The following is a 12,663-nucleotide window of genomic DNA, read 5'->3' on the forward strand; positions in this document are numbered from 1 at the left end:
AAGATGTCCTGTAGTGTCGTCAGTTACTGTTTTTTGTTGTCTACCAGAACCGCCAGCAAAATCACCACTGCTTTAACGATCATCTGGTAATAGGAAGAAACACCTAATAAATTCAAACCATTATTCAGGAAGCCAAGGATAAGTGCGCCGATCAATGTCCCAACAATGCGACCTTTACCGCCCGCGAGGCTGGTACCGCCCAGCACGACTGCGGCAATCGCATCCAGCTCATATCCCGTCCCCGCCGTCGGCTGCGCAGAAGAGAGACGCGCCACTTCGATGATACCCGCCAGCGATGCCAGCAGACCGCACAGGGAATAGACGATAATTTTGACTTTATTGACGCTGATGCCGGAAAGACGCGTCGCCGCTTCGTTACCGCCCAGGGCATAGATATAACGGCCCAGACGAGTGTGGTGCAGCATGTACCACGCCGCCAGGAAGACGATCCCCATAATCCACACTGGCGTCGGAATACCCAGCGGACGACCGATACCAAACCAGCCAAACAGATCGGCGTTGTCGGTAAAGCCGGTATTGACGGGGCTGCCGTTGGTGTAAACCATCGTCACGCCGCGCAGCAGCAGCATCATCACCAGCGTGGCGATGAACGCCTGCACGCGGCCTTTTGCCACAATCATCCCGGTGACCGCACCGACAGCCGCACCTAACGCCAGCGCAGCCGCAATGGCCACCAGCGCGTTGACCTCAATCCCTACAATCGAGGCCGCTACCGCGCCGGTGAGCGCCAGCAAAGAACCGACGGACAGGTCGATTCCCGACGTCAAAATCACCAGCGTCATGCCCACGGCCATAATGGCGTTGACGGACGTCTGCTGGAGAATGTTGAACAGGTTATTAACGGTAAAAAAGTTCGGGCTCATGGTCGACACAATCGCGATCAACACCAGCAGGGCGATCAGCGATTTTTGTTCCAACAGCCATGCTTTAGTGAAATAGCGGCGACCAGTAACAGCCTGGGTAGTCATCTTCTTACTCCTGATTCACGCGATTAAGCTTGCCCACAGCGGCAGCCATCAGAACTTCCTGGGTGGCCTGCTCGCGAGTGAATTCACCGCCGAGATGCCCTTCATGCATAACCATAATGCGATCGCTCATGCCTAATACTTCTGGCATCTCGGAAGAGACCAGAATGATGCTCAGACCGTCAGCCTTGAACTGATTAATCAGCTGATAAATCTCTTTCTTGGCGCCGACGTCAACGCCACGGGTTGGCTCGTCGAGGATCAGCACTTTCGGACGCGTCATCAGGCCGCGGGCAATCGCCACTTTCTGCTGATTCCCGCCGGAGAGCAGACCGATCCCCTGTTCCATCGATGGTGTTTTGACGTTGAACAGGCGGATAAAATCGCTGACTGCCTGCTGTTCGTCTTTGTGTTTTAAGCTGCCGCCGCTGCGGCTGAAGTAGCGCAGCGCCGTCAGGGACATATTCTCTTTTACCGACATGCCCAGCACTAAGCCGTCGCGCTTACGGTCTTCGGAGATATAGACGATGCCGTTCGCCAGCCCATCCTGCGGTGAGCGAGTGACCACTTCGTGACCATCGAGGGTGACGTAACCGCTGGTGCGCGGCAGCGCGCCGTACAGGACTTTCATCAGTTCGGTACGACCGGCGCCCATCAATCCTGCCACGCCGAGGATTTCTCCCTGACGCAGAGTAAAGGAGACATCGTTCACGCTCGGCCCGCAAAGGTTGTCGACTTTAAGGCGAACCGCGCCCGGCGTTTTGTCGAGGCGTGGATACTGCTCTTCGAGCTTACGCCCCACCATCATCTCGATCAGCGTATCTTCGGTCAGGGAGGAGACTTCGCGCTCGGCGATGAACTGCCCGTCGCGGAACACCGTGACGTCATCGCAAATCTCGAAGATCTCTTTCATGCGGTGGGAAATATAGACGATCCCGCGTCCCTGAGATTTCAGCTCACGGATCACGCGGAACAGGGATTCGGTTTCGGTATCGGTCAGGGCGTCGGTCGGTTCATCCATGACGATGACTTTTGACTCGAAGCTCAGCACCTTGGCGATTTCGACCATCTGCTGATCGCCGATAGACAGGTCGCCCACCAGACGGTCGCTTTTGAAGCGCAGATTCAGCTTCGCCAGCAGAATGTCGGCCTCGGCGTACATCTTTTTCCAGTCGATTTTGCCGAAGCGGTTTACGAACTCGCGGCCCAGGAAGATGTTTTCCGCAATGGTGAGCTGCGGGATCAGGTTCAGTTCCTGATGGATGATGCCGATCCCGGCTTCCTGAGAGGATTTAGGTCCGTTGAAAGTGGTCTCTTTCCCCAGCCACAGCAGCGAACCGGCGTCACGGGCATAGATGCCGGTGAGCACTTTCATCATCGTGGATTTGCCCGCGCCGTTTTCACCCACCAGCGCCATGACGCGCCCGGAGTAAACGTTTAACGCCGCGCCGGAGAGGGCTTTTACGCCCGGGAACGATTTATCGATCCCTTTAAGTTGCAATAATGCGTCCATGATGGCCTCAGAAGGTGACGCCAGCACAGAGAATGATATTCGCATACGGGGAACACTCCCCGCTGCGAATCACCGCCTGACTGTCTGCGGTTTGTTGTTTGAATTGTTCGTGCGTTGTGTAACGAATTTCTATGGTGTTTCCCTGGTGTTGTTGCAGTTGCTCAATGTGGCTGAGCAACGTTTCGTGGAGTTGCGGATTATGTTGTTTGATCTCCGTCGCGAGAATGGCCGCCTCAACCTGCATCTCCGCCGTCACCACGCCCAGTACCTGCATAAACGAGGGCACGCCCTGCGTTAACGCCATATCAATACGGGTTGTGCTGCGCGGAACCGGTAAGCCTGCATCGCAAACCACCAGCGTATCGGTATGCCCAAGACGGGAAATAACCGATGAGATTTCAGAGTTGAGAACCGTACCTTTCTTCATTTTCTTGCTCCACTAGCGAAACGTTTCGCTGAAATAAGTTTAATCTCAACGGTGTTCAGAAAACCATCATGACGTAACAGAATTGTGATCAACGTCGAAACGTTTCGCTAAGTGAAATGGGGAGCAAAAGAATTGCCCGGCGGCGCTACGCTTGCGCGGGCCTACGGGTAAAGTAGGCCGGGTAAGCGAAGCGCCACCCGGCATTTTTGGAAGGTATTGCGGATGTTAAATCTCGACCTGCGTCCCTAGCTCAATCACGCGGTTAGGCGGGATTTCGAACTGGTCGGGCGCGCGCAGGGCGTTACGCTGCAGGATAAGGTACAGCTTGCCGCGCAGACGCAGATACCACGGACGTTTGCCAACGATCAGCGACTCGTGGGACATAAAGAACGAGGTCTCCATCATTCGGCAGCTCAGGCCTTCAAGACCGCAGCGGTGGAACACCTCTTCCACGTTTGGCGTTTCACGCCAGCCGTAGCTCGCCACCACGCGCCAGAAGGTCGGCGACAACTGCTCGATCTGCACGCGACGAACGTTATGCACGTACGGTGCATCTTCGGTTCTGAGCGTCAGCAGGATCACGCGCTCATGCAGGACTTTGTTGTGCTTGAGGTTGTGCATCAGGGCAAAAGGAATCACATTCAGCGCACGCGACATATACACCGCGGTGCCCGGCACGCGCACCGGCGGGGATTTCTCCAGCGAGGCGATCATCGCTTCCAGAGAGTTACCGTGCTCATGCATACGGCGCAGCAGACGGAAGCGCTCGCTCTTCCAGGTGGTCATCACCAGGAACATCACCAGACCCAGAGTCAGCGGCAGCCAACCGCCGGAGACGATTTTGTCGAGGTTCGCGGAGAACAGCGGCACGTCGATGCACAGGAAACCGATCAGAATCAGCGCCACCAGGAACTTGTTCCAGTGCCAGTTTCGATACGCCACGGTGGTGGAGAGAATCGAGGTCAGCACCATGGTGCCCGTCACGGCGATACCGTACGCCGCCGCCAGGTTGCTGGAGTGCTCGAAGCTGACAATCACGATCACCACGGCGAAGTAGAGCAGCCAGTTAATGAACGGAATGTAGATCTGCCCGGATTCCATCTCCGAGGTGTGAATAATACGCATCGGCGACAGATAGCCCAGACGAACCGCCTGGCGCGTCAGGGAGAAGACGCCTGAAATCACCGCCTGAGACGCAATCACCGTCGCCAGGGTGGCGAGGATCAGCATCGGAACCAGCGCCCAGTCAGGAGCCAGCAGGAAGAACGGGTTCTTGATCGCTTCCGGATGTTTGAGCAGCAGCGCGCCCTGGCCGAAGTAGTTCAGTGCCAGAGAGGGCAGCACCACGGAGAACCACGCCAGACGAATCGGCAGCTTACCAAAGTGGCCCATATCGGCGTACAGCGCTTCCACACCGGTAATCGACAGCACGACCGCACCCAGTGCAACAAACGACACCGTTTTATATTCGAGGAAGAAGTGGACCGCCCACATTGGGTTCAGCGCCTGCAGCACTTCTGGATTGCTGAGAATACCGCGCAGGCCGAGCGCCGCCAGGATCAGGAACCAGGCCAGCATAATCGGTGCAAACAGCTTACCCACCAGCCCTGTGCCGTGTTTCTGAATCGCGAACAGCAGTGTCAGCACAATAATGGCGAGGGGCACCACCCAGGTATCCAGCTGCGGCGCGATAATCTCCAGCCCCTCTATCGCCGAGAGGACCGAAATCGCCGGGGTGATCACCACTTCTCCATAGAAGAAGCTGCCGCCAATCAGGCCGATAATCACCAGGAACGAGGTCATTTTTGCCGACGTGTTACGACCGGCAAGGGACATCAACGTCAGGATCCCACCTTCACCGGCGTTGTCTGCGCGCATGACGAAAGAGAGATATTTAACCGAGACCACCAGGATCAGCAGCCAGAAGATGAGTGACAAAAAGCCAAAAACGGCGTCACGTTCAACACCAAAACCAAACTGACCGGACAGACATTCGCGAAGCGTATAGAGCGGGCTGGTACCGATATCACCGTACACAACCCCAATGGCCGCCAGCGTTATAGCGCGTAATGATTGCTTATTATCATTGCTCATAGACTAGTCTTTTCGTTGTATAACAAATGTGTGCTTAGTCCCTTGGCCCACAAAAAGGCGCACAGTATGCACGATTAATCGCAAGATCGTACCCCTAAATGCAAGCGTATTAATGTAGCGCAAAGAAAATAGCGCCGCACTTCAGTCTATTACCAGCCCATGCTGAAACGTCTATACTCGCATCAATTAGCTGCGACGACGCCGAAAGGACGCAACACAATTATGGCTCACTCACATTTATTAGCAGAAAGAATTTCCCGCCTCAGCGGTGCGCTGGAGAAAGGCCTTTTCGAACGCAGCCATGCGATTAGGCTCTGTTTGCTGGCAGCGCTCAGCGGCGAAAGTGTGTTCCTGCTCGGTCCACCCGGCATCGCCAAGAGCCTGATTGCTCGTCGACTGAAATTTGCCTTCCAGAACGCGCGCGCCTTCGAATATCTGATGACCCGTTTTTCCACCCCGGAAGAGGTGTTTGGCCCGCTCTCGATTCAGGCCCTGAAAGATGAAGGGCGCTATCAGCGCTTAACGGCGGGTTATCTGCCCGAAGCGGAAATTGTCTTTCTGGATGAGATCTGGAAAGCGGGCCCGGCAATCCTGAACACCCTGCTCACCGCCATCAACGAACGCCGCTTCCGAAACGGCGCCTTTGAGGAAAAAATCCCGATGCGTCTACTGGTGGCAGCGTCTAACGAACTGCCGGAAGCCGACAGCAGCCTCGAAGCGCTGTATGACCGTATGCTGATCCGCCTGTGGCTGGATAAGGTGCAGGACAAATCGAATTTCCGCTCCCTGCTGGTGAGCCAGCAGGATGAAAACGAAAACCCGGTTTCGCCCTCCTTGCAGGTGACGGATGAAGAGTACCAACAGTGGCAGCAGGATATCGGCAAAATAAAACTGCCGGACGCGGTGTTTGAGCTGATCTTTATGCTGCGCCAGCAGCTGGATCTCTTACCCGCCGCGCCTTACGTCTCAGATCGTCGCTGGAAAAAAGCGATTCGCCTGCTGCAGGCCAGCGCCCTGTTCAGCGGCCGGGATTCCGTCGCCCCCATCGATCTAATCCTGCTGAAAGATTGCCTGTGGCACGATGCCGAAGGGATGCATCTGTTGCAGCAGCAGCTGGACGTTTTGATGACCGGACACGCGTGGGGGCAGCAGGCGATGCTCACCCAACTGGGCGCAATCACCCAGCGACGCATCCAGCTTCAACAGCAGCAAAGTGATAAAACCGCGCTGAAAGTGAGCCGTCTCGGCGGAATGTTCTCGCGTAAACCGCACTACGAACTGCCCACCGAACTGACGGAGACTACGCTGACGCTCCTGCTCCAGCAGCCGTTAAAACTGCATGACATGCAGGTGGTACACATCACCATCGAGCGCGAGGCGCTGGCGCTGTGGCTGGACAAAAATGGCGAAATCCGCGGGAAGCTCAACGGCATCGGCTTTGCCCAGGTGCTGAACCTGGAAGTGGATACCAGTTTGCATCTGGTGATCCGCGATGTGAGCCTACAGGGATCACGCCTCGCCCTGCCGGGAAGTGCTTCAGACAGCGTGCCGGAAGAGATTAAACAGCAGCTCGACGCGCTGGATACGGAGTGGCACCAGCAGCACACGCGCTTTAGCGAACAGCAAAAATGCCTCTTTATTCATAGCGACTGGTTGGGTCGCATCGAAGCCAGCCTGCAGGATGTCAGCGCGCAGATCAAACAGGCGCGTCAATGCTAACGCTGGATACTCTCAATGTGATGCTGGCGGTTGGCGAAGAGGGGCTGATTGAAGAGGTCGTCCTGACCTTACTCGCCTCTCCCCAGCTGGCCGCATTCTTTGAGAAGTTTCCTCGCATAAAAAAGGCCGTCACCGACGATCTCCCGCGCTGGCGGGATAACCTGCGTCAGCGGCTGAAAGAGACCGAAGTCCCGCCCGAACTGACGGAAGAGGTGGCGTGCTACCAGCAATGCCAGCGGCTATCCACATCCCAGTTCATCGTCCAGCTCCCGCAGATCCTGGCGCTGCTTGATAAAGTGCATTCCCCTTATGCTTCCCAGGCCCGCACGCTGGTCTCGGACAACGCCACGTTTACGCCCGCGCTGCATACGCTGTTTCTACAGCGCTGGCGGCTCAGTCTGGTGGTGCAGACCACGTCGCTCAACCAGCAACTGCTGGAAGAGGAGCGCGAACAGCTGCTGAGTGAAGTTCAGGAGCGCATGACCCTGAGCGGCCAGCTGGAGCAGGTGCTGGTGGAGAACGAACACTCCGCCGGGCGTCTGTGGGATATGAGTGCCGGACAGATTCGGCGCGGCGACTACCAGCTGATCGTTAAATACGGCGATTTTCTGGCACAACAGCCCGAGCTGATGCAGATTGCCGAACAGCTTGGCCGTTCGCGGGAAGCGAAGTCGGTGCCGAAGAAAGATGCGCCGATGGAGACCTTCCGCACCCTGGTGCGCGAACCGGCCACCGTGCCGGAACAAGTCGACGGCCTGCAGCAGAGCGATGACATTTTGCGCCTGCTGCCAACGGAGCTGGCGACGCTTGGGATCACCGAGCTGGAGTATGAGTTTTACCGGCGGCTGGTGGAGAAGCAGCTCCTGACCTATCGCCTGCACGGTGAATCCTGGCGCGAGAAAATCAGTCAGCGCCCGGTCGTACATCAGGATTTTGACGAGCAGCCGCGCGGACCTTTTATTGTCTGCGTCGATACTTCCGGGTCGATGGGCGGCTTTAACGAACAGTGCGCCAAAGCCTTTTGCCTGGCGCTGATGCGCGTGGCCCTCGCCGATCGGCGGCGTTGCTTCATTATGCTGTTTTCCAGCGAAGTGGTGGGATACGAACTGACGGGTGAGCAGGGTATCGAGCAGGCGATCCGTTTTTTGAGCCAGCGCTTTCGCGGCGGGACCGATATCGCCAGCTGTTTTCGCGCCATCGCAGAACGTATGCAGGGCGGAGACTGGTATGACGCAGATGCGGTGGTGATTTCTGACTTTATTGCCCAGCGGCTGCCGGATGAGGTGGTGGCAAAGGTGAAGTCGTTACAGCGGGATCACCAGCATCGTTTTCACGCCGTCGCCATGTCGCAACATGGAAAACCCGGCATCATGCGCATCTTCGATCATATCTGGCGCTTTGATACCGGGTTGCGTAGCCGCCTGGTCAGACGCTGGCGGCGTTAGCTTTACAGTAAGGAACCGACGCTTTCACGAACCTGCTGCGGCCATACGCCACACTGTACCTGCCCGATATGGGACAGCTGCAGCAACAGCATCGTCAGACGCGACTGGCCGATACCTCCGCCGATGGTTTGCGGCATTTCACCGCGCAGCAGCGCCTGGTGCCATTCGAGTTTCAGGCGATCTTCATCCCCCGTCGTCGCCAGCTGGCGTTTCAGCGCGTCGGCATCCACGCGGATCCCCATGGAAGAGAGCTCAAACGCATCTTCCAGAATCGGGTTCCACACTAAAATATCGCCGTTCAGACCAGCCAGTTCACGCTCATCGCGGGTGCTCCAGTCATCATAATCCGGGGCACGCACGTCGTGGCGTTGACCGTCTGACAGCTTTCCACCGATACCGATCAGGAACACCGCGCCCAGCTCTTTGGCGATCGCGCGCTCGCGGCCTTTGGCGTCGAGATCCGGGAAACGGCTCAGCAGATCCTGGCTGTGTACAAACTGGATCGAATCTGGCAGGAACGGTGCCAGACCGAACTCTTCACTCACCGCCGCTTCGGTCGCTTTGATCCCCGCGTAGATAGCTTCTACGGTGGATTTCAGCGTGCCCAGGTGGCGTTCGCCATCACCCATCACGCGTTCCCAGTCCCACTGGTCAACGTAAACAGAGTGGATGGCCGTCAGGCGGTCTTCATCGGGGCGAAGGGCTTTCATGTGCGTGTAGAGCCCTTCACCCGCGCTGAAGTCGTGTTGTCCCAGTGTCTGACGTTTCCATTTCGCGAGTGAATGCACCACTTCGAACTGGGCGTCTGGCAAGGTTTTCACTTTTACCTGCACCGCTTTTTCGCAACCAGACAAGTTGTCCTGCGTCCCATCGCCAACGCGGCTGAGGATCGGGGCCTGCACTTCAATCAGGCCAAGCTTCTCTTCGAGCTGACGTGAAAAATGGGATTTAACGAAACTGATCTGGCGTTGTTTTGCGATATAAGCGGTTTTCATTTTTATACTCCTGCGTCCTGTTGATATTGATTAAGCAACAAAACCGGCACTCAATTCAATAATCCAACAACAAAAAGCCTGCTTCACTTTTGATTCGTTAAAATAAGGCGCTAGAATAGAGGGATTACTCAATCTTCATAAGAAAAACCTATGGAAAATTATCAGATCGACAATCTGGACCGCGGCATCCTCGAGGCATTAATGGCCAATGCGCGCACGGCGTATGCTGAACTGGCTAAACAATTCGGCGTCAGCCCGGGGACAATTCACGTTCGCGTCGAGAAGATGAAGCAGGCAGGGATTATTACCGGGGCGCGGATTGACGTCAGTCCGAAACAGCTCGGGTACGACGTCTGCTGCTTCATTGGCATTATTCTGAAAAGCGCAAAAGATTACCCCTCGGCGCTGGCCCGGCTCGAAAGCCTGGAAGAGGTGACCGAAGCCTATTACACCACCGGGCACTACAGCATCTTTATTAAGGTGATGTGCAAGTCGATCGATGCCCTGCAGCAGGTACTTATCAACAAGATCCAAACAATTGATGAAATTCAGTCCACCGAGACGCTGATCTCCCTGCAGAACCCGATCATGCGCACCATCCGCCCGTAGCGGCACCTTTTAATCACCACATTTTCCACAGGTAGATCCCAGCTCGCTCACAGCGTACAATGCTTCCCTCTTTATATGAGCGAGCGATCATGGCAGATATAACTCTTATCAGTGGCAGTACTCTTGGCGGCGCGGAATATGTTGCAGAACACCTGGCCGAAAAGCTGGAAGATGCCGGTTTTTCCACCGAAACCCTCCACGGGCCGTTGCTGGAAGATCTTTCTGTTGATGGGATCTGGCTGCTGATCACCTCGACCCACGGTGCGGGCGATATCCCGGATAACCTGCAACCTCTTTATGATGAGCTTCTCGAGCAGCTCCCTGACCTGTCAGGCGTGCGTTTTGGCGCGATCGGTATTGGTAGCCGCGAATACGACACCTTTTGCGGTGCTGTAGAGAAAGTCGAAGCCGCGATCATCTCCGGTGGGGCAAAACAGATCGGCGAAACGCTGAAGATCAACATCCTCGATCATGATATTCCGGAGGATCCAGCCGAAGAATGGCTGGGTGGATGGATTAATTTACTCAAGAACGCTTAAAGATCGTGCGATCAGATGTGGATAAGTCTGGTTAAAACCTTGGATCAACCGGTAGTTATCCAAGGTATAACCGTTGTCTGGTTTTTGACCTGTGTATAAGTCGAGGATCTAACCCCAGCTTATACTGTCCAGGATCACCGATCATTCACAGCAAACGATCCTTTCTATCCTTATGATCTTTCTCATGAGATCCCACTTACCCACAGGTGAAGGCGATCCTAATAAGAGATCATAGTAAAACAGATCTCTAAATAAGAAGATCTTCTTTTTAATAGCCAAGATCCCAATGCTTTCTCGAAAGACTAAACTTGAGTAGAATCCACGGCCCGGGCTTAAATCCATTTTCAAACCGCTTTACGCAAGGCAGGAAAGCATGTTTTATCAGGATCCTTTTGACGTCATCATCATTGGCGGGGGTCACGCAGGCACTGAGGCCGCTATGGCTGCAGCGCGTATGGGTCAACAGACTCTGCTTTTGACACACAATATCGACACGCTGGGACAAATGTCCTGTAATCCGGCGATTGGCGGCATTGGGAAAGGACACCTGGTAAAAGAAGTGGATGCTCTTGGCGGCCTGATGGCGAAAGCGATCGATCAGGCTGGCATTCAGTTTAGGATACTAAACGCGAGCAAAGGTCCCGCCGTTCGAGCCACTCGCGCTCAGGCAGACCGCGTGCTCTACCGCCAGGCTGTGCGTACTGCGCTGGAGAACCAACCGAACCTGATGATCTTCCAGCAGGCGGTGGAAGATCTTATCGTCGAGAACGATCGTGTCGTCGGTGCCGTGACCCAGATGGGTCTGAAGTTCCGTGCCAAATCCGTGGTGCTGACGGTCGGAACCTTCCTCGATGGCAAAATTCACATTGGTCTGGATAACTACAGCGGTGGCCGTGCTGGCGATCCGCCGTCCATTCCCCTGTCTCGTCGTCTTCGCGAACTGCCGCTGCGCGTCAGCCGCCTGAAAACCGGTACGCCGCCGCGAATTGATGCGCGCACCATCGATTTTAGCGTGCTGGCAGAGCAGCACGGCGACAACCCGATGCCGGTCTTCTCGTTCATGGGTTCCGCTGCACAGCATCCGCAGCAGGTGCCGTGCTACATCACGCACACCAACGAAAAAACCCATGACGTGATCCGCAATAACCTCGATCGTAGCCCGATGTACGCCGGTGTGATCGAAGGGATCGGCCCGCGCTATTGCCCGTCGATCGAAGACAAGGTGATGCGTTTTGCCGATCGTAACCAGCACCAGATCTTCCTGGAGCCGGAAGGCCTCACCTCTAACGAAATTTACCCGAACGGCATCTCCACCAGCCTGCCGTTCGATGTGCAGATGCAAATTGTTCGCTCAATGCAGGGCATGGAGAACGCAAAAATCGTTCGTCCTGGCTACGCTATTGAGTACGATTTCTTCGACCCGCGCGATCTGAAACCGACACTGGAGAGCAAATTTATCCAGGGCCTGTTCTTCGCCGGACAGATCAACGGCACCACCGGCTACGAAGAAGCCGCCGCGCAGGGCCTGCTGGCGGGTCTTAACGCCGCGCGCTTCTCTGCCGAAAAAGAGGGCTGGGCACCGCGTCGCGATCAGGCCTATCTGGGCGTGCTGGTCGACGATCTCTGCACCCTCGGTACCAAAGAACCGTACCGCATGTTCACCTCACGTGCGGAATATCGTCTGATGCTGCGTGAAGACAACGCCGATCTGCGTCTGACCGAAATGGGTCGCGAGCTGGGTCTGGTCGATGATGAACGCTGGGCGCGTTTCAACGACAAGCTGGAGCGTATCGAAACTGAACGCCAGCGCCTGAAAACGTCCTGGGTGAACCCACAGACCGAATCAGTAGGCGAAGTAAACGCTCACTTGAGCGCACCACTGTCGCGCGAAGCCAGCGGGGAAGATCTGCTGCGCCGCCCGGAAATGACCTACGAGAAGCTGGTGCAGATGATGCCGTTCGCGCCGGGTCTGGACGACGCCGAAGCGGCCGAGCAGGTCGAAATCCAGGTCAAATACGAAGGTTACATCGCGCGTCAGCAGGATGAGATCGAGAAACAGCTGCGCAACGAGAACACGCTGCTGCCGGCAATGCTGGACTACCGCCAGGTGACGGGGCTGTCCAACGAAGTGATCGCCAAGCTGAACGATCACAAACCGGTGTCGATCGGCCAGGCATCTCGCATCTCCGGCGTGACGCCCGCAGCGATCTCCATTCTGCTGGTATGGCTGAAAAAACAAGGTATGCTGCGCCGCAGCGCTTAACAGCAGGCAATCTTTGCCATTTTGGCGGGTGGCGCTTCGCTAACCCGCCCTACAGTTCGTATCGTAGGCCCGG

Annotated in this window: 10 protein-coding genes; 5 read left to right on the top strand and 5 right to left on the bottom strand. The window is 56.0% G+C overall.

The window, feature by feature from the left end; genetic code table 11:
- Window positions 1-23: 23 nt before the first annotated feature.
- The 4 genes from rbsC to kup form a co-directional block, all read right to left on the bottom strand.
- Complete coding sequence (gene rbsC / locus AC3WS9_RS22330; protein WP_492490279.1) at window positions 24-989, bottom strand: ribose ABC transporter permease; 966 nt, start codon at window positions 987-989, stop codon at window positions 24-26.
- A gap of 4 nt (window positions 990-993) precedes the next feature.
- The gene (rbsA, locus tag AC3WS9_RS22335; protein WP_492490357.1) at window positions 994-2,499 is read right to left on the bottom strand and encodes a ribose ABC transporter ATP-binding protein RbsA; all 1,506 of its coding nucleotides are present in this window, start codon (window positions 2,497-2,499) and stop codon (window positions 994-996) included.
- A 7-nt stretch (window positions 2,500-2,506) separates the two neighbouring features.
- The gene (gene rbsD, locus AC3WS9_RS22340) at window positions 2,507-2,926 is read right to left on the bottom strand and encodes a D-ribose pyranase (RefSeq protein WP_125914997.1); all 420 of its coding nucleotides are present in this window, start codon (window positions 2,924-2,926) and stop codon (window positions 2,507-2,509) included.
- Between the two features lie 225 nt (window positions 2,927-3,151).
- Window positions 3,152-5,020 (bottom strand): low affinity potassium transporter Kup, encoded by a 1,869-nt coding sequence (gene kup / locus AC3WS9_RS22345; protein ID WP_492490280.1) that lies wholly within the window; start codon window positions 5,018-5,020, stop codon window positions 3,152-3,154.
- 222 nt (window positions 5,021-5,242) lie between these two features.
- On the opposite strand from kup, the gene ravA reads away from it, so the two are divergent.
- Together ravA and viaA are read left to right on the top strand one after the other, a co-directional pair.
- Window positions 5,243-6,739, top strand: coding sequence for an ATPase RavA (gene ravA / locus AC3WS9_RS22350; RefSeq protein ID WP_492490281.1), 1,497 nt, complete (start codon window positions 5,243-5,245; stop codon window positions 6,737-6,739).
- Complete coding sequence (viaA, locus tag AC3WS9_RS22355) at window positions 6,733-8,184, top strand: ATPase RavA stimulator ViaA (protein ID WP_285146308.1); 1,452 nt, start codon at window positions 6,733-6,735, stop codon at window positions 8,182-8,184. Before ravA ends, viaA begins: the two co-directional genes overlap by 7 nt.
- A 2-nt stretch (window positions 8,185-8,186) precedes the next feature.
- On the opposite strand, the gene asnA is transcribed toward viaA, so the two are convergent.
- On the bottom strand, window positions 8,187-9,179 hold the full coding sequence (gene asnA, locus AC3WS9_RS22360; RefSeq protein WP_282494080.1) for an aspartate--ammonia ligase: 993 nt from the start codon (window positions 9,177-9,179) through the stop codon (window positions 8,187-8,189).
- 150 nt (window positions 9,180-9,329) lie between these two features.
- Here asnA and asnC point away from each other — a divergent pair, with 150 nt between their 5' ends.
- The 3 genes from asnC to mnmG all read left to right on the top strand — a co-directional run bounded on the left by asnC (window position 9,330) and on the right by mnmG (window position 12,590).
- Complete coding sequence (gene asnC / locus AC3WS9_RS22365; RefSeq protein WP_088221282.1) at window positions 9,330-9,788, top strand: transcriptional regulator AsnC; 459 nt, start codon at window positions 9,330-9,332, stop codon at window positions 9,786-9,788.
- A gap of 89 nt (window positions 9,789-9,877) precedes the next feature.
- Complete coding sequence (gene mioC, locus AC3WS9_RS22370; RefSeq protein ID WP_282494079.1) at window positions 9,878-10,327, top strand: FMN-binding protein MioC; 450 nt, start codon at window positions 9,878-9,880, stop codon at window positions 10,325-10,327.
- A 373-nt stretch (window positions 10,328-10,700) separates the two neighbouring features.
- Window positions 10,701-12,590, top strand: coding sequence for a tRNA uridine-5-carboxymethylaminomethyl(34) synthesis enzyme MnmG (mnmG, locus tag AC3WS9_RS22375; RefSeq protein ID WP_492490282.1), 1,890 nt, complete (start codon window positions 10,701-10,703; stop codon window positions 12,588-12,590).
- Window positions 12,591-12,663: the final 73 nt, after the last annotated feature.

This window comes from Lelliottia sp. EB106-05-01-XG201 (genome assembly GCF_058791735.1).